The sequence below is a fragment of the Lentibacillus amyloliquefaciens genome, assembly GCF_001307805.1.
Taxonomy (GTDB): domain Bacteria; phylum Bacillota; class Bacilli; order Bacillales; family Amphibacillaceae; genus Lentibacillus; species Lentibacillus amyloliquefaciens.
On record NZ_CP013862.1, the window covers coordinates 516,919 to 539,824 of the forward strand.

At 40.7% G+C, this 22,906-nt stretch carries 18 protein-coding genes and 1 pseudogene; 18 read left to right on the plus strand and 1 reads right to left on the minus strand.

Going from position 1 to position 22,906, the window contains the following annotated elements; translation table 11 throughout:
• Positions 1-573 precede the first annotated feature (573 nt).
• Positions 574-1,836: a DUF6602 domain-containing protein gene (locus AOX59_RS02590; protein WP_218917911.1), complete on the plus strand. Its 1,263-nt coding sequence runs from the start codon at positions 574-576 to the stop codon at positions 1,834-1,836.
• Positions 1,837-3,214: 1,378 nt separating this feature from the next.
• On the opposite strand, the gene AOX59_RS20435 is transcribed toward AOX59_RS02590, so the two are convergent.
• Entirely contained in the window at positions 3,215-3,346 is a 132-nt protein-coding gene (locus AOX59_RS20435) for a hypothetical protein (RefSeq protein ID WP_257720700.1), read from the minus strand.
• A gap of 316 nt (positions 3,347-3,662) precedes the next feature.
• Here AOX59_RS20435 and asd point away from each other — a divergent pair, with 316 nt between their 5' ends.
• The 17 genes and pseudogenes from asd to AOX59_RS02675 all read left to right on the plus strand — a co-directional run bounded on the left by asd (position 3,663) and on the right by AOX59_RS02675 (position 22,880).
• A complete protein-coding gene (gene asd, locus AOX59_RS02595) occupies positions 3,663-4,709 on the plus strand; it encodes an aspartate-semialdehyde dehydrogenase (RefSeq protein WP_068441410.1) in 1,047 nt (348 codons plus the stop codon).
• Between the two features lie 15 nt (positions 4,710-4,724).
• Entirely contained in the window at positions 4,725-5,960 is a 1,236-nt protein-coding gene (dapG, locus tag AOX59_RS02600) for an aspartate kinase (RefSeq protein ID WP_068441413.1), read from the plus strand.
• Positions 5,961-6,149: 189 nt separating this feature from the next.
• A complete protein-coding gene (gene dapA, locus AOX59_RS02605) occupies positions 6,150-7,016 on the plus strand; it encodes a 4-hydroxy-tetrahydrodipicolinate synthase (protein WP_068441415.1) in 867 nt (288 codons plus the stop codon).
• Positions 7,017-7,338: 322 nt separating this feature from the next.
• Positions 7,339-8,078, plus strand: a pseudogene (locus tag AOX59_RS02610) (ClpP family protease).
• On the plus strand, positions 8,075-8,281 hold the full coding sequence (locus AOX59_RS02615) for a YlzJ-like family protein (protein ID WP_068441418.1): 207 nt from the start codon (positions 8,075-8,077) through the stop codon (positions 8,279-8,281). The pseudogene AOX59_RS02610 and the gene AOX59_RS02615 overlap by 4 nt, the downstream one beginning before the upstream one ends.
• 183 nt (positions 8,282-8,464) lie before the next feature.
• Positions 8,465-10,756: an FtsK/SpoIIIE family DNA translocase gene (locus AOX59_RS02620; RefSeq protein WP_068448099.1), complete on the plus strand. Its 2,292-nt coding sequence runs from the start codon at positions 8,465-8,467 to the stop codon at positions 10,754-10,756.
• Positions 10,757-10,994: 238 nt separating this feature from the next.
• On the plus strand, positions 10,995-11,720 hold the full coding sequence (locus tag AOX59_RS02625) for a GntR family transcriptional regulator (protein ID WP_068441420.1): 726 nt from the start codon (positions 10,995-10,997) through the stop codon (positions 11,718-11,720).
• A gap of 105 nt (positions 11,721-11,825) precedes the next feature.
• The gene (locus tag AOX59_RS02630; protein ID WP_068441423.1) at positions 11,826-12,953 is read left to right on the plus strand and encodes a BMP family lipoprotein; all 1,128 of its coding nucleotides are present in this window, start codon (positions 11,826-11,828) and stop codon (positions 12,951-12,953) included.
• A 687-nt stretch (positions 12,954-13,640) separates the two neighbouring features.
• Positions 13,641-15,170: an ABC transporter ATP-binding protein gene (locus AOX59_RS02635; protein ID WP_068441426.1), complete on the plus strand. Its 1,530-nt coding sequence runs from the start codon at positions 13,641-13,643 to the stop codon at positions 15,168-15,170.
• Complete coding sequence (locus tag AOX59_RS02640) at positions 15,167-16,213, plus strand: ABC transporter permease (RefSeq protein WP_068441429.1); 1,047 nt, start codon at positions 15,167-15,169, stop codon at positions 16,211-16,213. Before AOX59_RS02635 ends, AOX59_RS02640 begins: the two co-directional genes overlap by 4 nt.
• Entirely contained in the window at positions 16,214-17,173 is a 960-nt protein-coding gene (locus AOX59_RS02645) for an ABC transporter permease (protein ID WP_068441432.1), read from the plus strand.
• A gap of 282 nt (positions 17,174-17,455) precedes the next feature.
• Complete coding sequence (gene yfmF, locus AOX59_RS02650) at positions 17,456-18,586, plus strand: EF-P 5-aminopentanol modification-associated protein YfmF (RefSeq protein WP_335338771.1); 1,131 nt, start codon at positions 17,456-17,458, stop codon at positions 18,584-18,586.
• The gene (gene yfmH, locus AOX59_RS02655) at positions 18,579-19,862 is read left to right on the plus strand and encodes an EF-P 5-aminopentanol modification-associated protein YfmH (protein WP_068441435.1); all 1,284 of its coding nucleotides are present in this window, start codon (positions 18,579-18,581) and stop codon (positions 19,860-19,862) included. Before yfmF ends, yfmH begins: the two co-directional genes overlap by 8 nt.
• Before the next feature lie 8 nt (positions 19,863-19,870).
• On the plus strand, positions 19,871-20,593 hold the full coding sequence (ymfI, locus tag AOX59_RS02660; protein WP_068441439.1) for an elongation factor P 5-aminopentanone reductase: 723 nt from the start codon (positions 19,871-19,873) through the stop codon (positions 20,591-20,593).
• Positions 20,594-20,661: 68 nt separating this feature from the next.
• On the plus strand, positions 20,662-20,919 hold the full coding sequence (locus tag AOX59_RS02665; protein ID WP_068441442.1) for a DUF3243 domain-containing protein: 258 nt from the start codon (positions 20,662-20,664) through the stop codon (positions 20,917-20,919).
• A gap of 154 nt (positions 20,920-21,073) precedes the next feature.
• On the plus strand, positions 21,074-21,859 hold the full coding sequence (locus tag AOX59_RS02670) for a DUF3388 domain-containing protein (protein ID WP_068441444.1): 786 nt from the start codon (positions 21,074-21,076) through the stop codon (positions 21,857-21,859).
• 103 nt (positions 21,860-21,962) lie between these two features.
• Positions 21,963-22,880: a helix-turn-helix domain-containing protein gene (locus tag AOX59_RS02675; RefSeq protein ID WP_068441447.1), complete on the plus strand. Its 918-nt coding sequence runs from the start codon at positions 21,963-21,965 to the stop codon at positions 22,878-22,880.
• The last annotated feature ends 26 nt before the right edge of the window (positions 22,881-22,906 follow it).

The window sequence follows — 22,906 nt, forward strand, 5'->3', positions numbered from 1 at the left end:
TTTCTGTTAGTAAAGTTATGAATAATTAATTTTTTTGTTATGTTGTTTTTGCTATGATAATAATAATTTCATTTGAAAAATCTTATGTGCGGTTAAAAACAACAACTTAGATTCAGGAATGTAGAAATAAATATACTAAATACAAATAAGAAGGTTAAGTCGGGCAGCATGGTGTAATGTGTACCTATATAGGGCTTTTCCTTTTTCATTTTATTGGTGAAAATGAAAAGTTTTGTTTCAGAATAGGGCCATTATGTTGAACAAAATAAAAATACTTTAAATATGAAGCAGATACTAAAATAAAACGATTAACCAATTTCCACTAACCGTGTGTTCAACGGAAGAACTACAGAGCTAGCTGAAGTGATAAACCCTGAAGGTGGGGAAGTATAGGTATGTACGGACTAAAAAACAGTCACGGGGTGTTGCTTTAAGTATCGATTTTTAAGCAAGTGATACAACTAAAGCGTCCTATAATTAAAGGCGTCTTATATATATATAAATTCTACTGTATAATAAATCTAGAATATTAGAGGGGAAATCTATTTGATTAATACTGTGGCTGACATTCTTTTGAAATTGAAAGAAGAGGAAGAAAAAAAGATTAATACATATAGCGAAAAATATCCAAATACCATTCATTCTACTATAATTGGCGATATGTATGAGGGAATTGCAAAAAAACTTCTTGATAATACGATTTTTAAGGGGCTTGATTTAAGAATTAGCTCTGGACAGATCACTAATAAGGATGGTGAATTCAGTAAAGAAGTTGATTGTATGATAGTTGAGGGTGAGGGTGACCCAATACCGAATACTGATAAATACATCTATGATATTTCAAATGTCATTGCTGTTATTGAGGTTAAGAAAAACTTAAATAAAGATGACTTACTTGACTCATATTTTAAAATGGCTAAACTAAGTGAAATGTTTGATCCAAGAGATATGAGTGAAAATGAATTCCGATTGTTTCGTGATGCATTTAGGTCTACAGTAGGAATGGAAGTGCCAGAACATAAACATATATCTAATCACAACCTTGAGATACAAATGATTTACCATACTTTATTAATAGAAACATTAATGCCCCTAAGAATTGTTTTTGGATTTTATGGATATAGTAGTATGAAAAGTCTCAGAAAGGGATTTATAAATTTTTTGCAAGATCATGTTTCAACTGAATCTAATCCAATTAAGGGGTTTAGCCCTGGGACTTTCCCCAATCAGATATTTACACGTAGTAGCTCGTTGATAAAAGCAAACGGTATGCCCTATGTCAGTCCACTTGATGAAAATGGATTTTGGGAAGCTTACACTAGTTCTAGTCATAATCCTTTGCTTCATTTCTTAGAATTATTGTGGACAAAGTTAAGCTACAAACATGGGATTTCTTCATTGGATATATTCGGGGATGAATTAACGATGGAGGCAGTATTTAGGTTTATAGGGGCAAAGCCTATTAGAAAAAATGAGAATATCGGATGGGAATTTAGATATGTAGAGCTCCCAAATGATTTGGACACGTCGCCAGTTTTTTATCAATGGGAGCCACAAGAGCTATCCTGGTCTGAATACTTGTTAATTACATGGCTTTGTAATGGTGAGTCAATGAACACCGAATCAGATATTTTCTTGGACGTACTTCAAAAAGATGGATCCGATGAAGACTCTTTTTTAGAAAAATTAAATAAAAAGAATCTGGTTTATAAAGATGAAGAGAATAACTTACAATTACTCACTGATGAGTGTGTAACAGTAATTAAAGGTGATAAGTTTTACGCAGGAGAAAATAAAGATGGGAAAATGTCGAAATGGGTTTTAAATAAAGACTAAAATTACTGAAGACATTGTTCATTTTCTCCTGAAACTGGCTTAAATAAAATGGAGGAGCTTCACGACTTCCTCTCAAGCCTTGGAAGGGGAGGAGAATCAAAACGTTGAAGGCTTTGCAAAAAGGAAGAAAGGAAAGCTAGATAAATGATACAACCGAATATGTTTATTCTCTAGTGTATTCCTGGGGAATGGGTGATTATATCCAAGACAAAAAACGGCTACTGACTAGGTAAAAACAAATAGAAGTAAATGAGCAATTTTTCGATGAAATGAAAACAGGAAATATAAAAGGTGATCTTTATGACTGACAAGTCCCAACCTTCTTTAGGTAAAGGTGCATTTCATTGCTTGAGGTGTGGGGTGAATGCTCCCCGTAAGTACTTCAGGGTTGATCGTACTAATAACTTAATTCCTGAGACTTTATTAGATTTGAAGGCATTCCGTGCAGGTGAAGCAATCCCCAAAAATACCTAAAGCAAATAGTATGATGGGCAATTTAGCAGAATATCAAGCAATGTTAGAAAAGAATGGGAGTTTCATATTAGCGTTTGTACCTATTGTTTAAAATATACAATATGGGAAAATGAAAATGTTACATTAATTGTTCAATAAACGGAAGCAATTCAGAAATAAGGATCAGTGTTATATCATGCGAAAATTGATCTGATTGTAAGTGAGGGGTCTTAATGGGAAGCTTTAGTGATGATTTATTATATACAACTCACCCAAACGGGCGCATTCGTTTAAAAGGTATTATTAAGGCATTATGTGAGGTATAAAAACCTTACATATTTCAATGAGAATACTGGAAAGGCAAATTAGTATTTGTAGGCTTCTAATAATACAATAGAGTGTTGATAAAGATCTATTAATTGCCAATAAAATAGTTAAGTAAAGGCAACATGATTTAGTCTGATTTTCATCGTAGAAGTGACCGTTATTTACTGGACCTCATAGATTGCAAAAATAGAAAGGGCTTTAGCAAATCTTCTGTTTAATAGTAATTATCAAATCCAGTTGTGCGATTTACTGAAATAAAAGATTCATTAGAGAAGGCATAATAAAACCTCTATTTATCGAATAGAGGTTTTTTCTTTGTCAACGATTTGTCAACAATGACCACGAAAATTCAACGGATTGTACATTTTTGTACATACGTTATTTAAGTGTTTATTACCTTCGAGTACATAAACACGTAGTATGTGAATGACATAAATAAGTCAATATTAGTTATTTTTTACACGATTAATATTTGCAAGATATCAATGTCTTGACTGTAACGCCCGATTCTAAGCATTCGCTGGCGGGGCCCCGCCAGCGAATGCTTAGAATCGGATTGTCCGTGTTATCATGTTTGAGCAGGTGTGCCTCTTAGGCATTATTTCTGCCACTCCTGCGATAGTTCCACAACACGGACAAAAGTTAAATCAATGGTGGCGGACTGCTGAATTCGCGCTGCTTCAGGTAAAGCATAGTGACCCTTTTCCTGTGTGGTAAATTTGGTTGGCATCACTTGCTAAATTGTTTGTCAAACACTGGTACAAAAGATGGCAGAGGTGGTAAAAAACGCTGGCCGTAATCACTTCCATCTGATGCCGTTATGGAATTGATGGTGAGCTAATCTGATGTTTTGAAAATGTAACAGAAATGTCACCAATTAAACTAAAATAACGAAAAGTCACGTTATAAATCAAACCGAATATACTATTCAGGTATTGATTAGTGGCGTTCGAAGGGATCCAAAGTAACGCGAAAATGACACCTGTCATATTAATGATAATATGGTAGAATAAATGAAAATAATTTTTTGAGGAGTGTCTTACAGAATGGCAGAAAATAATGCAGTTAACGTTGCAGTAGTAGGTGCTACTGGAGCAGTTGGGGAAAAAATCATCGAAATACTCGAGAATAGGAATCTTCCAATAAATGAGCTTAAACTTTTATCATCCAGTCGATCAGCCGGAAAGAAAATCACTTTTAATAATCAGGAATTAACAGTTGAAGAAGCAAAGCCGGAGAGTTTTGATAATGTAAATATTGCTTTGTTCTCAGCCGGCGGATCTATTTCCAAAAAATTAGCACCGGAAGCTGTCAAGCGCGGAGCAGTTGTTGTTGATAATACAAGTGCTTACAGAATGGATGAAAATGTCCCGTTAGTTGTGCCTGAAGTCAATGAATCTGATATTCAATCACATAACGGAATCATTGCCAATCCAAACTGCTCGACAATTCAGATGGTGGCAACCTTAAAGCCGCTGCAGGAAGCATTTGGCTTGTCACGTGTGATCGTATCGACTTACCAGGCAGTTTCCGGAGCTGGAAATGAAGCAAATAAAGAATTAGAAGAACAAACGAGACAATTTTTGAATAACGAGGAGATGACAGCGGAACTCTTGCCTGTCAAAGGGGATGAAAAACATTTCCCTATCGCCTTTAACGCATTACCGCAAATTGATGTATTTCAGGAGAACGGCTATACATTTGAAGAAATGAAAATGATCAATGAATCGAAAAAAATTCTTCATGCCCAAGACTTGCCGGTCGCAGCCACCTGCGTAAGGCTGCCACTCTTCACATCACATGCCGAAAGTGTCTATATTGATGTTGAGAAAAATGGTTTGAAAATTGAGGATCTATGGAATGTACTAAAGAAAGCAGATGGTGTGACGCTGCAAGACGATCCGGCCACACAGACATATCCGACGCCGCTGAGCGCATCCAATAAAAGTGATGTGTTTGTCGGTCGTGTCCGGAAAGACCTGGACAATGATAAAGGCTTCCATTTATGGGTTGTATCTGATAACCTTGTCAAGGGTGCTGCGTTGAATACAATTCAAATCGCAGAACGTTTAATTGAAAATAAATGGCTTTAATATAGAGGTGAAACAATGCAGCAGATATTAGTCCAAAAATTTGGCGGCACATCTGTTCAATCAGAAGAAAATCGCAACTATGTCATGCAGCATATTAAAAATGCACTTATGAATGATCATAAAGTAATTGTTGTCGTATCTGCATTAGGCCGAAAACCTGACCCATACGCAACAGACTCATTGCTGGATCTGGTTGATTTTCCGAAAAATTATAATTCCAGCCGTGAATTGGATATCCTGATGTCATGCGGCGAAAAAATCGCCTCTGTCGTATTATCGAATGAACTGAAGAAAAACCATATACGTGCATCTGCTCTGACTGGTGCACAGGCAGGTTTTATCACAAGTGATGATTTCAATGAGGCAAAAATCAAAGAAGTAAAGCCCAACCGCGTTTTTGAAGCGTTTAAAGAACATGATGTTGTTGTTGTGGCCGGCTTTCAAGGTCAGACGTCAGATGGTGATATAACGACTATCGGCAGGGGAGGAAGCGACACAACAGCAGCCGCTATAGGTGCTGCTGTTAATGCCGAACGGATTGAAATTTTCACCGATGTCAATGGTATCATGACAGCGGATCCGAATATGGTCCGGGCGGCTAGACCGCTGGATATTGTGACTTACACAGAAATAAGTAATCTTGCTTATCAGGGTGCAAAAGTGATCCATCCGAGAGCTGTGGAAATTGCGATGCAGGCAAAAATCCCGATGCGTGTCAGATCTACCTATATTGAAGATGAAGGTACCCTGATAACAGCTTCTCGAATCCAGGAGCTTGGGACAGATATTCCTGATCGGCTGATTACCGGAATAGCCCACATGACATCCATAACACAAATAAGTGTTCAGACAAAGGATGAAACAGACGGCCTGCAGTCTGAAGTTTTTAAGGCGATGGCTGAATCAGGAATATCCGTTGACTTCATCAACATTTCACCAACCGGGGTTCTTTATACAGTGCCCGATTCACAGACCGATAAAGCTGTACGCATATTAAAGACGATGGGTTTTTATCCTGAGATAACCAGAAATTGTGCCAAAGTTTCAGCTGTTGGTGCTGGAATGACCGGTGTCCCGGGTGTCGCTTCAAAAATCGTACAATCGTTGACGGATGCCGGCGTTCAAATATTGCAATCAGCCGACAGTCACACAACCATCTGGGTGCTTATTCACGAAGATGATGTGAAGGTTGCAGTCAATGCATTACACGATGTCTTTGCATTAAACATTGCCGAAGAGAAGCTTGTGTAATGGTTAAGATCATAAAGCGAAACTTCATTCAGCGGAGTGTTTTCCCCGCTGAATGTTAGCCCGAGCAGAATCGGACATTTATGGACAGTTAGCCGCTGTTTTTTCAAAGGATTACTGAGATAAACACTGAAATGCTTTTGCAACCACAATCATCTGTGTATATTTTTAAGAAAAGAAAGGTGTTGTGCCATGAACTTTGGTAGGGTGTTGACAGCAATGGTAACACCATTTGACGCGAATGGCGGGGTTGATTTTGACAAAACCACGAATTTAATTGAATATTTGATTCAAAATGGAAGTGAGGGGCTGGTCGTCGGCGGCACAACCGGCGAATCTCCAACGCTTACTTCAGACGAAAAAATTGCCTTATTCAGACATACTATCAGTAAAGTGAATCGTCGTATCCCGGTTATTGCCGGTACCGGCAGCAATAATACACATGCGTCCATTATCCTGACAAAAAAAGCTGAAGAGTCTGGTGCTGATGCTATCATGCTGGTGACTCCATATTATAATAAACCGAGTCAGGAAGGGCTTTATCAGCATTTTTCAGCAATTGCGAGTGAAACAAAACTACCGGTTATGCTTTATAATATTCCGGGTCGTTCAGTTGTAAAAATGAATGCTGACACGATTATCCGATTAAGCAAAATTGACAATATTATCGCAATTAAAGAAGCAAGCGGTGACTTGGATCTGACAGCTGGAGTTATTGAACATACGTCTGATAACTTTAGTGTGTATAGCGGCGAAGATAGTAATACACTCCCGATGCTTTCTGTTGGAGCGGATGGTGTTGTATCAGTCGCATCTCATGTTGCCGGTCAGGAGATCAAGGAGATGGTCGACGCCTTTCATTCAGGAAATACAGCAAAAGCTGCTGCAATACACCGAAAGCTGCTACCTGTCATGAACGGATTATTTGCGCAACCTTCCCCATCGCCGGTTAAGACAGCGCTGAATTTAAAAGGGGTTGACGTGGGCGGTGTCCGGCTTCCGCTGATACCGCTTACCGAATCAGAACAGGATGTATTAAAAAACTTAATCGATAATTAATATCACCGGCTTTGACGGCCGGTATTTTTTTATCCCTCATGTAAATGCCTGATTCTGCTCGGGCTAACATTCAGCGGAAAAACACTCCGCTGAATGAAGTTTCGCTTTTCCACTCATGTAAAGGACAGTAAACCGCTGAAAAACAGCGGCAAACTGTCCCTAAATGCCTGATTCTGCTCAACTAAACATTCAGCGGAAAAACACTCCGCTAAATGAAGTTTCGCTTTATTCTTTTTGCATGGTTTTTTCATGTCCGGTTCATACTAGTTTATAGAGCTTGCTCAGAAATGGAAAAGTATGAAGAGAAGGAGTGTGTCCTCACATGGAAAAAGAACCATCAAAGAAAGACAATCAAAATCAGGAGCAGGATGATCAAGCCAATAATTCATCATTGGTTCAGAAGATTCAGCAGCTGGGTCAGTCAAATGTTCCCCAAGCACCTGATTCCAATATTCATGTTCTGTCTATTATCGGGCAAATTGAAGGGCATGTACAACTACCGGCACAAAATAAAACAACGAAATATGAACATATCTTGCCCCAGCTTATTGCTGTTGAACAAAACCCTAAAATCGAAGGGCTTATCATTTTGCTGAATACGGTTGGCGGTGATGTGGAAGCAGGTCTTGCATTATCTGAAATGATATCTTCTATATCAAAACCGACCGTTTCAATCGTGTTGGGGGAGGACATTCCATCGGTGTTCCAATTGCCGTCGCTGCCGATCATTCGTTTATAGCACCAACGGCAACGATGACAATTCATCCCATTCGACTGAACGGCTTGGTTATAGGTGTGCCTCAGACATTTGAATATATGGATAAAATGCAGGATCGGGTAATTGATTTTGTTGTCCACCATTCAAATATGCCGGAAGAGAAATTTAAAGAGCTAATGTTTGCCAAAGGCAATCTAACGCGGGATATTGGAACAAATGTTATTGGATCGGATGCCATGGAGTATGGGCTAATTGATGGTGTTGGTGGTGTTAGTCAGGCGATGGTCAAAATAAATGAATTGATTAATAATAACAAGGGACCGGAAGAGCAGGTGATACAATGATATTATATACACCTTTATCAGAAACAGATATTTTTCCTTCATCAGATCAGGACTTCCAAAAACGGCATTGTGTTTCCCATAATGGCAGACAAGTTTATGTAGAAGAGACCCAGGAGGGGCAGTTTCAATTGCTGCAGTTACTGTCAACTGATCCAGAAGATTTCATGAATCCGGACTACACCCCCGGTACCATTCTGCGGTGACGTGAATCAATTAAAACTGTGCTATAATGGTATTAACTGCTAAAAGAAACAAAGTCAATCCCCTGTCAGCAATCCTGCAGGGGGGTTGACGCTTAAGACAAGAAATCTTAACATTTCCGGAAGACATTGACATTTGGTATCACTGATTATGTTATCATGCTATATGTAAGTGAGGTGAAAGAAGTGGCCAAGAAAAAAAGAAGAAAAAAGAAAAGCCAGCTAAATAAACAAGTGAAGTATGAGCTGCTTGGTCTGCTGTTTATTTTTCTTGCTATTTTCGGCAGTGGTGCCAGTGCCATCAGTGATGGCGCAATACCAGGCGGACTGGAATATATTTTTCGGTTCTTTCTTGGAATCTGGTATTTTATTGCATCCATATTTTTGCTTGTAACAGGTATTGTTTTAATGGTTAAGCGGCGATATCCTGACTTTTCCCATAAAAAATTAATAGGATTTTATATTATTTTTACCGGCGTATTATTGCTTACCCACATACAGACATATGAAAGATTGCTTGTTTCGTCTGAAGAAACATCAATTCTCGCGGCAACGTGGGACCAGTTTTTTGCCTATGTTGATGGAGCTGGTGGTGGATTTCAAACCGGCGGCGGGATGATTGGCGGTCTGTTATTTACGTTTTGCTATTATCTGTTTTCTTCTGTTGGTGCCAAGATAGTATCTGTGTTTTCTATTTTAATAGGTATTATATTTATGACGGAGTTTTCACTTGGACAATTCTTTTCCAAAAGCAGTAAACGATTCGGTAACTTGTTTACTTCAATAAAAGAACGACTTCGATCATCTCGCGCAGGTCATCTGCCAAATCAAGAGGATAATACTCGCGATGCGCCGGATCCACAACAGGAAACCGGCGGGTATGACGAGCCTGTTATTCAGGATTTTACAGATGTGGCTTATTCGTTCAGTACTCATGACACCGGTACTGATGAGACACACAGCGAAGCAAATACTGATAATCCAGAAGCAACGGAAACAAAAGAAGGACAAGGAGATCCGCTGCCAATGACAGAAGCGGAGAATCATGAATATGAACTCCCATCACCAAATCTGTTAACTGAGCCTACGCAAAATTCACAGCAGCAGGAAAAATCACAGATTCAGGCGACAGTAAGGAAACTGGAGAGAACTTTCGACAGTTTTGGCGTAAAGGCTAAAGTCACAAAAGTGCACGTAGGCCCCGCTGTTACAAAGTATGAAGTGTATCCGGAGGCTGGTGTTAAAGTAAGTAAAATCGTCAACTTACATGATGACTTAGCTTTGGCTTTAGCCGCGAAGGATATTCGCATTGAAGCACCAATACCGGGTAAGTCAGCAGTCGGCATTGAAGTACCTAACCAGGAAATCGCCCAAGTATCGTTGCGGGAAGTGCTGGATACGTCAACATCGAATCAATCTTCAAAACTATTATTTGCACTTGGCCGCGATATTTCCGGGGAATCGATTGTGTCTGAACTGAGTAAAATGCCGCATATGCTTATTGCCGGGGCAACCGGAAGCGGTAAAAGTGTTTGTGTCAACGGGATTATCACGACAATTTTGATGCGTGCCAAACCGCACGAAGTCAAAATGATGATGATTGATCCGAAAAAAGTCGAGTTGAATGTTTATAACGGAATTCCGCATCTATTGACACCCGTCGTAACCGACCCGAAAAAAGCATCCCGCGCCTTGAAAAAAGTGGTTTCTGAAATGGAACGGCGATATGAGTTGTTTTCAGAAACAGGCACGCGCAACATTGAAGGCTACAACGAATATATCCGGAAGTATAACCAAACAGTTGCTTCGGAGGAGGAAAAGCAGCCCAATCTTCCATATATTGTTGTATTAGTAGACGAGCTGGCGGATTTAATGATGGTTGCTTCCAATGATGTCGAGGATGCTATTACAAGACTTGCCCAAATGGCGCGGGCAGCTGGTATTCATTTAATTCTTGCAACCCAGCGACCGTCAGTGGATGTCATTACAGGTGTCATTAAAGCTAATATCCCATCACGGATTGCGTTCAGCGTTTCCTCAGCAACAGATTCACGAACCATTCTGGATGCAGGAGGAGCAGAAAAACTGCTGGGACGCGGTGATATGCTGTTCATGCCGGTAGGCTCATCCAAGCCTACAAGAGTACAGGGGGCGTTTCTGTCAGATGAAGAAGTCGAGCGGATTGTTGATCACTGTATCGAACAACAAAAAGCTTCTTATCAGGAAGAAATGATCCCTGAAGAAACGAGTGAAGCAGTTTCAGATGTTGATGATGAGCTATATGATGATGCTGTACAAATGATCACTGAAATGCAAAGTGCCAGCGTATCCATGCTGCAGAGACGCTTCAGAATTGGCTACACAAGGGCAGCACGCCTGATTGATGCGATGGAAGACCATGGTATCGTCGGCCCCTATGAAGGCAGTAAACCGCGTCAAGTACTTGTCTCTCAACCGAGCGAGGAAAGAACCTCATAACAAATCTATTGACGGACATTCCTATCTTGGGGAATGTCCGTTTTCTTAAATTAGTATCGGGTCGTTTGTAAAACTATCATTCTTTAAAAATTTATGAAAGTTTACCTATATCTATTTATTTATATCATAGAACATGTTATATTTATCTCGAACTATTTGATTAGTCATACGTCAGATGTCAGATCTCTAATATACTGATCCATAACTAACAATTTGTAGATTTACAAGGGGGGACATCATGTCGCTGAGAATAGATTCGCGACACTTATACTTACAAGTTATCGACCAAATCAAACGCGATATTAAAAGTGACAAATACAAAACAAAACAAAAGCTGCCTTCTGAATTCCAGCTTTCAAAAGAATTAGGTGTCTCCCGCGCTACTCTCCGCGAAGCTTTACGTATTCTGGAAGAAGAAAATATTGTAACACGGCGGCATGGTGTGGGGACGTTTGTCAATCCCAAGCCAATTTTTTCATCGGGGATTGAACAATTGAACAGTGTTACATATATGATTGAACAGTCTGGAAAAAAAGCAGGATCACAATTTCTCTCAACTGAATTTCTGGAGGCAACAGAGGATGAACGGCTTAAATTTGCACCAAAGAATGTTTCTTCACTGTCAAAGGTTGAACGCGTGAGGACAGCTGACGGTGAACCTGTTGTCTTTTGCATCGATAAATTGCCTGAAGGATTGATACCTTTGGACCGAGTTCATAAAGCTGATTCAATTTTCAAATTAATGGAGGAGTTTTCAGGGAAAGAAATAGCTTATGCGGTAACCTATATTGAGCCTGTTGGTTACCACGACAGAATCTATGAAATTTTAAAATGTGATCCTGATCAGTCATTATTGCTTTTAAAACAAATGCACTACACTGATTCTGATGAACCAGTGTTGTATTCAGCCAATTTCTTTCGCCCTGATATATTTAGCTTCCATGTTTTAAGAAAACGTATGTAAATGGTTTCATACTTTGCTTGGGGAGGTGATGACTGCAAATTAGAAAGAGTTGCTGCAGTTAATTTTATTTGGGTTTATTTAATTTAACAAGGGGGCATTAAGTTCATGAAAAATCGTAAATTTCTATTATTGTTTGCTTTGTTGCTGACTGTCGGAATGCTACTGGCAGCTTGTGGCGGCGGTAATGATTCTCAAGGGGAAGGTAGTGATTCTGAAAGTGGTTCTTCAGACAGTGAAAGCAGTGAATCAAGTGAAGAATCATCTGACTTTTCATCAGCGATGGTAACCGACGTCGGGGGCGTGGATGATAAATCGTTTAACCAGTCTGCCTGGGAAGGTCTTCAGGCGTGGGGTGAAGAACATGGCCTTGAAGAAGGTGAAGGATTTGATTACGCCCAATCAAACGACGATTCGGACTATCAGCCAAACTTAAATCGCCTCGTACGTGAAGGCTACAATATGGTTTTTGGTATTGGTTATAAACTTGAAGATGCAATAAGTGAAGTTGCCGGACAATATCCTGATACTAATTTCGCTATAGTTGACTCGGTTGTAGAAGGTGACAATATTGCCAGCATTACATTTGCCGACCATGAAGGCTCTTTCCTGGCAGGTGTTGCAGCTGCCAATAAAACAAACACAGATAAAATAGGGTTTGTCGGTGGTACGGATTCCGACTTGATCAATAAATTTGAATCCGGTTATGTAGCAGGGGCTAAAACGGTTAATCCTGATATTGAAGTTGAAGTACAATATGCAGGGGCTTTCGATGCGCCGGACGATGGTAAACTGATTGCTTCCAATATGTACAACAATGATATTGACATTATCTACCATGCTTCAGGCGCAACAGGCAACGGGGTGTTTGCACAAGCAAAAGACATTAAAAATAATGATCCGGAGCGCGAAGTCTGGGTTATCGGTGTAGACCGTGACCAGCATGAAGAAGGGGCAATCGGTGATCATAATGTTACACTAACCTCTATGATCAAACGTGTTGACAACTCTGTTCAGCAAGTAAGCAACATGGCAATGGAAGGGGAATTCCCCGGCAATGAAGTCCTCGAATTCGGTGTTGAAGACGAAGGTGTCGGACTTGCTGATACGAACGAAGAAGCATATACCGATGACATTGCTCAGGCAGTTGATGAATGGAAACAAAAAATCATCGACGGCGAAGTAGAAGTACCACAAACACATGATGAATTGGATGAATATTTAAACTCACTGTAAATCCTAAACCCTTTAGAAAAAGGCTGGTATAGGCCAGTCTTTTTCTTCTGAGGTGAAATGTGAATAGTTAAGATTTTCAAATGAAAAGCACTTCTCAGCCCTTTTCATTTGGGAATTTTAAATTGCCTGTTTTCTAAAATATTATAGTTTGTGACACAAAATCCATGCGACGTAAGTGCTATGTTGATTTCCGTTCCAGGCAGTCGCGCACCTTAGGGCAACGCTTCAGCCTCGGGCCAACAAGATGTTGGTCACAAAGGCGTTGGCTATTGACGTGGCGTTCTTAGCCTTTGAACCTTTCCGCTTCCTGCTCAGGTCTCAGCTGCCCGCTTTTCCCGCAGGAGTCGACTGCCCTCTACTCCAATCAACATTCACAAGTGAGGTTTAGTTAAGCACCAAAATAATGAGATTATAAAGCGCGGCGCCAGCGGAGGAAATACTCGACGACTCCTGCGGGAACAAAGGTATCGGTGAGACCCCGCAGAACGAAGTTCGAGGAGGCTCACCAGCCGCCCGCGGAAAGCGGCGTGTATTTCCGGAGCGGTTTCATTGAATCAAACATTTATTATAGTACGTCGCAGTTTACATCAACTACGAAGTTTAAAGAGCAATTAAATTTATAAAAAACATTTTTATATTGGCAGCTTGATATATAACACCTGGTTAGAATCAAAGGAGTGATCACACGTGGATTATGTAGTTGAAATGCTGGATATACGTAAAGAATTTCCCGGTGTTGTGGCAAACGATAATATAACATTGCAATTAAAGAAAGGTGAGATTCATGCCCTGCTGGGGGAAAATGGAGCTGGAAAATCAACATTGGTGAACGTCCTTTTTGGATTGTATCAGCCCGAAAAGGGTGAAATACGTGTAAATGGGGAACCGGTAAAAATTACTGACCCCAATGTTGCAAATGAGCTTGGAATCGGGATGGTCCATCAGCACTTTATGCTTGTGGAACCGTTTACTGTTACACAAAACATCATATTAGGAAGCGAACCAACAAACTATGGAAAAATTGATTTAAAAAAAGCGGAAAAAGAGGTTCAGGAACTGTCAGACAGATATAAATTGCGTGTTGACGTCACAGCCAAGATCAGTGATATATCAGTTGGCATGCAGCAAAGGGTCGAAATCCTCAAAACTCTCTACCGTGGTGCAGAAGTCCTGATTTTCGACGAACCAACCGCTGTCTTGACACCACAGGAAATCACAGAATTGATGGATATAATGCAGTCACTGACAGCCGAAGGAAAATCGATCATTTTAATCACACATAAACTTAAGGAAATAATGGAGATTGCCGAACGATGCACGGTTATCCGAAAAGGTGAAGGAATTGATACGTTAGATGTGTCTGAGACGTCCGTAACCGAGCTTGCTTCGCTGATGGTGGGGAGAAATGTCAGCTTTAAGATTGACAAACAGCCCGCTGATCCAAAAGAAAATGTGCTGAAGATTGAAAATTTAACGGTCAAAGACAAACGGAAAGTTGAAATGGTCAAAGGTATGAATCTTGAAGTCCGTTCCGGTGAAATTCTTGGTGTGGCCGGTGTTGATGGAAATGGCCAGTCAGAACTGATAGAAGCGATTACCGGACTGCAAAAGACAGACTCAGGAAAAATCCTGCTAAATCGTAAAGATATCACAAATCTTTCACCCAGGAGAGTGACGGAAAGCGGCATTGGCCATATACCTCAGGATCGTCAAAAATATGGATTGGTACTTGACTTTTCCGTTGGTGAAAACATGGTTCTTCAGACGTATTACCAGAAACCTTACTCAAAATATAAAACACTTAATTATAAAGAAATTTATAAAAAAGCTGAGACACTGATTGATGAATATGATGTGAGAACGCCAAGCGTTTATACAAGCGCACGATCTTTATCCGGCGGAAATCAGCAAAAAGCGATTATTGGCCGGGAAATCGACCGTTCTCCAGACCTGTTAATAGCAGCCCAACCGACAAGGGGACTCGATGTCGGGGCAATTGAATTTATTCATAATAAGCTGATTGAGGAACGGGATAAAGGGAGAGCTGTCTTGTTAATTTCCTTTGAATTGGATGAAGTGATGGACTTAAGCGACAGGATTGCTGTTATGTTTGATGGCAAAAATGTTGCCGAAGTAAAACCGGAGGAAACAGAGGAAAATGAATTAGGGTTGCTAATGGCTGGAAGCACGAAAGCGAAAGCAGGTGGTCAGGAGTGAACACCAATAAACTTTTTAATGTACTCGTGCCGCTTATATCGGCACTGATTGGGTTAGTTGCCGGTGCACTGATAATGCTTGGATTTGGCTATAACCCCATAAAAGGTTATGCAGCATTGTGGAATGGTGCTTTTGGCGACATATACTATTTTGGGGAAACGGTCAGGCAGGTGACCCCGTACATATTTACCGGATTGGCTGTGGCGTTTGCTTTCAGATCCGGTCTCCTGAATATTGGGGCAGAAGGTCAGGTTATTGTAGGCTGGCTTGCTGCAGTATGGATCGGTACAACAGTTGAAGCGCCGATGATTATTCATTTACCGCTTGCGGTAATCGTTGCTGCATTAGCGGGCGCGGTATGGGGCTTTATCCCTGGTCTTTTGAAAGCAACCCGGGGTGTCCATGAAGTAATTGTCACAATAATGTTAAACTACACGGCTTTATATGCAGCCAATGCAATTGTCCGAAATGTTCTTTCCGATAATGAGGATAAAACACCGGATGTCGCAGGAACAGCATCACTAGCATCAGAATGGTTTCAAAATATGACGTATTTCTCACGCATGCACTATGGTATTTTCATTGCCTTATTTACAGCTGTTATCATGTGGTTCATCATCGAACGGACATCTCTGGGATATGAGCTCAAGTCAGTTGGTTTTAATGAACATGCATCGAAATATGCAGGTATGAACGTTAAACGGAATATTATCTTATCAATGGTCATTGCCGGCGCATTTGCTGGATTGGCAGGTGCCATGGAAGGACTTGGCACATTCGGTTACATGTCCGTGCAATCGGGTTTCAATAACCTTGGATTTGACGGGATTGCTGTAGCATTGTTAGGTGCTAACACCGCTATCGGTGTCGTGCTGGCGGCCATATTGTTTGGTTCGCTTAAGGTTGGCGGCTTAAATATGCCGACTGAAGCCGGTGTGCCGACTGAATTGGTTGATATCATTATTGCACTGATCATTTTCTTTGTTGCCTCAGGCTATATTATTCGCTGGCTCTTACTTCGCTTTAAAAAGGAGGGGAAATAAATGGGATTTGTTGATCTATTACAGTCTATTATTCCACCAGCACTTTTCTTTTCAGCTCCATTGATATTCACAGCTTTGGGCGGAGTATTCAGTGAACGGTCAGGTGTTATTAATATCGGGCTCGAAGGTCTCATGGTTATGGGCGCATTTGTTGGTATTGTGTTTAATCTTGCCTTTGCCGATGTATTCGGAGGCTGGACACCTTGGGTATCGATTATTGTCGCCGCGATTGTATCAGCAATATTTTCACTTATTCACGCAGTCGCTGCCGTCTCATTCCGTGCTGATCAAGTCGTCAGTGGTGTAGCGATTAACTTTTTGGCGCTTGGGTTAGGTGTTTTCCTGACAAAGCAATGGTATGGAAAAGGACAAACCGACATGGTTTCTCAGCAATTTTTCACCCAGGATATTCCGTTGCTTTCAAAGATTCCGATAATCGGGGAGATATTTTTCCAGGGTATTTATTTAAGCTCTTATTTAGCCATCGTTTTAGCCTTTGTTGCGTGGTATGTCCTCTATAAAACACCATTTGGCCTCAGACTTCGGTCTGTTGGGGAACACCCGATGGCTGCTGATACGAACGGTGTAAGTGTATATAAAATGCGCTACATTGCTGTTATTTTATCCGGAGCTCTCGGTGGTCTTGGCGGATCGGTATTTGCTTTAACAATCGCTTTGAATTTTTCTCACGCCACAATTGTTGGTCAAGGATTTATGTCTCTGGCAGCAGTCATTTTTGGAAAATGGCATCCGCTTGGGGCAATGGGAGCCGCACTGTTTTTTGGTTTTGCGCAGAGTTTGAGTGTCATCAGCGGTGGTGTGCCGTTGCTTGAAGATGTACCGCAAGTATTCCTGCTGATAGCCCCTTATGTCTTAACAATCCTGGCTTTGGCAGGGTTCATTGGTCGTGCTGAAGCACCAAGAGCTAATGGTGAACCGTATATAAAAGGCACACGTTAATGTGACATTTTTAAAATCAACCTGAGTTGTTTGAAGAAAAGCAGCTCAGGTTTTTGCTATAATATAACGCAGATGATCCACACTAAATAAGGCACGGATTAGTGCGGCTTATATAAGGGAGGATTCTGAAGTGAAAGAGATTTACGAAAAAACAGTGAATAAAAATGGGGCAAACTTTCATTTTATACCAACCAAAAAATTTAAAACAATTGCCATTACGGCTAAGTTTAAAGCGCCATTGTCACGTGATACGATCACACAGCGGGCCTTAATCCGCATGTATTGCAACAGGGGACACAATCCTATCCGGATCGCATTGCCCTTCAGCAAAAGCTGGATAGTTTATACGGGGCCCTCTTGTCAATGAACGGAACTAAGAAAGGCAACAATCATATAATGACAATTCGTCTTGAGACGGCCAACCAGAAATTTATCTCCAATGAAGCTGCCATTATGGATGAGGCGATCACTCTATTTAATGAAGTTATTTTTAATCCCAAACGCGAACATGGTATTTTTCCTCAATCGATTGTTGACAGAGAAAAAGAAACGCTTAAACAAAAAATTAATGGCGTTGCCGATGATAAAATGCGATTGGCCAATATGCGGATTCTTGATGAGATGTGCAAGGATGAACGCTATAAATTGCACATCCAGGGTTACGAAGAAGACTTGGAAACCATCACACCTGACGATTTGTATGCCTGTTACCAGTCAATGCTCGAAGAAGACGAACTGGATATTTATGTCTCAGGCGATATAGACCCTGACAAGATTGAAGATAAACTTTCAGCCGTTTTTACCCGAAAAGATGTTAATAATCGACTGCCGCACGAGGAAGAACCAGTGGATCAGCATAAAGAAGTACGTACAATCATTGAAAAACAGGACGTGCAGCAGGCGAAACTGCATTTTGGGTACCGGACACATATATCTTTTCAGAATGACGATTATTTTGCGTTACATGTTTTTAACGGATTATTTGGCGGATTCCCCAGTTCCAAATTGTTTATCAATGTCAGAGAAAAAAACAGCCTTGCTTATTATGCGGCTTCAAGATTTGAAAGTCACAAAGGTTTATTGTTTGTTTTTAGCGGTATTGCCCCAAATGATTATGAGCAGGCGCGGGAGATTATTGAAGAGCAGATGCAAGCAATGAAAAATGGTGATTTTACCGAGAATGAACTGGCTGATACGAAACAATTAATCATCAATCAGCTGCTTGAGACTATGGACAGTGCAAGAGGGATGGTAGAACTCATGTATCAGCAGGTGGTGGGATGTGCAGAACGGCCTCCCGAAAAGCTGATTGAAGGTATTAAATCTGTCAGTAAGGAAGACGTCATTAGAGTGGCAGAAAAACTTGAGTTAGATACGGTTTATTTACTGACAAGGGGGGATATGGATGAATAAATACACTTATGACCATATTGGAGAAGAAATTTATAAGGAAAAATTAAATAACGGGCTTTCTGTTTATTTACTCCCTAAACCGCAAATGGCAAAAACATACGGATTGTTTACGACTGATTATGGATCAATCGATCAGACATTTGTCCCGATCGATGGCACAGATCAAACTACGGTCCCAGAGGGCGTGGCGCATTTTCTTGAACATAAAATGTTTGAAAAAGAAGATCGCGATGTATTCTCCGATTTCAGCAAGCAGGGAGCATCGGCTAACGCCTACACTTCCTTTACCAAAACAGCTTATTTATTTGCGAGCACGAATCATATCGAAGAAAACATTGAAACATTGCTCGATTTTGTTCAAAATCCGTATTTCACAGAACAATCCGTTGAAAAAGAAAAAGGCATTATCGCACAGGAAATTGAAATGTATAATGATCAACCGGATTGGCGGGCATTCACCGGCACATTGAGAGCCATGTTTCATTATCACCCGGTCAGGATTGATATACCGGGAACCGTCGACTCCATTTATACGATTACAAAAGATGATTTATATACGTGCTACAATACGTTTTATCACCCTGAAAATATGTCATTGTTTATTGCGGGTAATTTTAACCTCAGGCATATATTGAATCTGATCGAACAGAATCAGGTATCCAAAGGCTTTGCTGAAATGACGGAGATTGAACGGTCATATCCACAGGAACCTGATTCGGTTTTTGAAAAAGAAATGACGATAAATATGCCTGTATCAATTCCGAAATGTACAATCGGCATTAAAGAGTCATCTTCCGAACTCACCGGGGAAGATTTTTTGAAAAAGGATTTGCTTCAGAGTATGGTTGCAGATTTTTATTTCTCAAAAGGCGGGCAATTTTATCAGCAGCTATATGATGAACAGCTGATCGATGGAAGCTTTTATTTTGATACGACCTTGGAGAAAAATTTTGGCTTCACATTGATTGGCGGGAATACAAATGTACCGGAAGAGTTCGCAGCTAAAGTCCGGGAATTGTTGCAGTCGACTAAACAGACTGCATTTACGGTTGAAGAAATCGAACGGATGAAGAAAAAGAAAATCGGACAATTATTAAGGTCAATGAATTCGCTCGAGTTCATGGCGAGTCAGTTTATTCACTACGATATCGCCGGTGTTGATTTCTTCACGATTATACCTTTTATTCAGTCCTTAACACGTGATGATTTCAACACATTTGTTCGAAACTGGATTGACGATGAACGTATAGCAGAATGCAAAATCGTAAGCGGGTAGGGGTTTCAATGAGAAAAAATGTACTGATTATTGGTGCGAGCGGCGGCATTGGTTCAGCTGTTGCCAAACAGCTTGCCGGAGAAAGCTATCAGTTGATTTTGCATTATAATCAAAATAAACAAGCAATGTATGCAAACCGCGATAAATTACACGAGGAATCAATATTGATGGAGGTTCAGGCGGATTTGAGTCAAGATGATGGCATTAATCGTCTAATCAGCCAGATTGTATTTCCTGTTGATGCGATTATTTTTGCTGGCGGCACAGCACATTACGGGCTATTTCAGGATACTGAGGAAACCCAGATGGATATGATGCTGACACTTCATGTGAAGGCGCCGTGGCTAATAACGCAACAATTATTGCCATCAATGATTCAGCGGAAACAAGGGAGAATCATTTTGATCACCTCCGTATGGGGAGAAACCGGCGCGGCGAATGAAGTCGTTTATTCTTCGGTGAAAGGCGCGCAAAACAGCTTTGTGAAAGCCCTGGCAAAGGAGTCGGCCGCCTCCGGTATAGCTGTGAACGCTGTCAGTCCGGGATTTATTGACACAAAGATGAATCAAGGGCTGCTTCAAGAGGAAAAGGAAAAAATCATTTCTGATATTCCGGCTAACAGACCCGGCACGCCAGAGGATGTTGCGCATACTGTCGCTTTTCTGATGAGTGAACACGCCGATTATATTCATGGTGAAATAATACATGTCAGCGGTGGATGGCGCTCATAAATGGCATGCATAAATAACCCTATATAACAGAAACTATCCATGAAAAAAATTTGAGGGAGGCAGTTGAAATGTCCGTTCTTGATAATTTTGACTCATGGAAAGCTTTTTTGGCTGACAGACTTCAACAGGCTGAGAGCCAGGGAATGGGACAAAAGACCATTTCCAACATGGCATACGAAGTTGGAGACTATCTGGCGTCCAATACAAGTGCCAAAAATAGTGAAGAGGCTGTTTTACAGGAAATATGGAATGCCGGATCTGACGAGGAAAGACATGCACTGGCAAGTGCAATGGTGAAACTCGTACAAAATCAGGGAAATTCATGAGTTAACCATAGAATAAAGAAGCTGTCCAACGACGCAGCTTCTTTATTTTTTATGGTTTATTGCATTAATCTCTTTTTTTCGTATGTAAAATACTTTATTATAGTAATATGAAGTGTTGATTCACATCACAGCATGCATATAAAAGGGGTTTACTATGGAGAAGACAGAATGGTACCTTGAATATGAGATACAGTACAATCGACCGGGGTTATTGGGTGATATTTCTTCTATATTGGGAATGCTCTCCATTAACATCATTTCGATTAACGGTGTGGCAAAATCAAGAAGAGGTATGCTGCTGCTCGCCAAACAAGAAGAACAAATACTGCGATTGAAATCAATTATGCAAACGATGGACACAATAAAAATTACAAAAGTGCGAAAATCGAAACTCCGTGATAAACTTGCAGTCAGGCATGGCCAATATATCCAGAGTGAAGGTGATGACCGCAAAACTTTCCGGTTTGTCCGGAATGAATTGGGAATATTAGTGGACTTTATGGCTGAACTTTATAAAAAGGAAGGTCATAAACTGATCGGCATACGGGGGATGCCGCGTGTCGGAAAAACTGAATCTATTGTAGCGGCCAGCGTCTGTGCCAATAAAAGATGGTTGTTTGTATCGAGCACCTTGCTTAAGCAGACGATCAGAAATGAACTGATTAAAGGTGAATACAGCAAGGATAACTTATATATCATTGATGGGATGGTCTCAGCACGGCAATCTAATGAAAAACATTGGCAGCTTATACGGGAGATAATGCAGCTTCCGTCCGTCAAAGTTGTTGAACATCCTGATGCGTTTGTCCAAACAACCGATTATAAATTGGATGACTTTGACTATATCATTGAACTTCGAACAGACGAAAATGAAGAAATTACATATGAACCGGTTAATCAATTTGCTCAGGAAGATGGTTTTTCGATGTTTGATTTTTAGCAGACAGGAAATGGTATATAATCCCTGCCTGTATAAGTACAGCAAGACTTATGCCGTACAAGGACGGTGATAAGCCAAGTTTTCTAAATGGACGGTGTTATGCATGGGGATTGGTGAAAGACTAAAAGAAGCAAGGTTAGAGCAAGATTTGTCTTTGGAAAGTTTACAGGAAACAACAAAGATACAGAAACGATATCTCGAAGCAATTGAACAGGAAAATTTTAAAATATTGCCGGGGAATTTCTATGCCCGTGCGTTTATTAAAGAATATGCCTCAGCAGTGGGTCTGGATCCTAATGAAATACTCGAGGAATATAAAGAAGATTTGCCGCAATCAGAAGACAATAGTGCAGCACCATATTCACATATTCAACGGTCACGCAAAGATGAAAGACCAAGTAAAACGTCATCGGTATTTTCGATAATCCCAACTGTTATAGTGGCGTTGCTGGTGGTAGGTATCATTTTTGTCATATGGTTTTTTTATCAGGGGACAATGACTGAAGATAGTACAGAACCTGTGGAAACACAAGATGATAATGAAGTGATCAGGGATTCGGATAATGGCAGCCAGGAAGAGGAGCAAACAGACGATGGCACAGGTGAGGGTGAAGGAAGCACCTCCCAGTCAGAGAATAGTGATGAACAGAGTGATGCGTCTGACTCAGAAGAACCGGCACCTGAGTTCGTTGTGGATGAAGAAGGGACAGGAAGTTCGCCCGAATCGACAGTGACACTTGAGAACGCGAGTGACAATCCTTCTGCGACAATCGAAGTGACGGGTGAATCCTGGCTGGAAGTTGAAAATGACGCTGGCGAAAGTTTGCATTCAGGTATGGTCACTGCTGAAAATTCACCGGTTGAAGTGGATTTATCCGAAACGGACAGGGTATGGTTCAGTGTTGGGAATGCGCCGGCATTGGATATAACGATTGACGATGTCTCGTTAGAATATCCTGTTAATCCTGAAGAAGAAGTGTTTCAAAAAATTTGGGTTAACATTAACCAAACTGAGGAATAACCGATTAAAAGAAAGTTATTTACAGC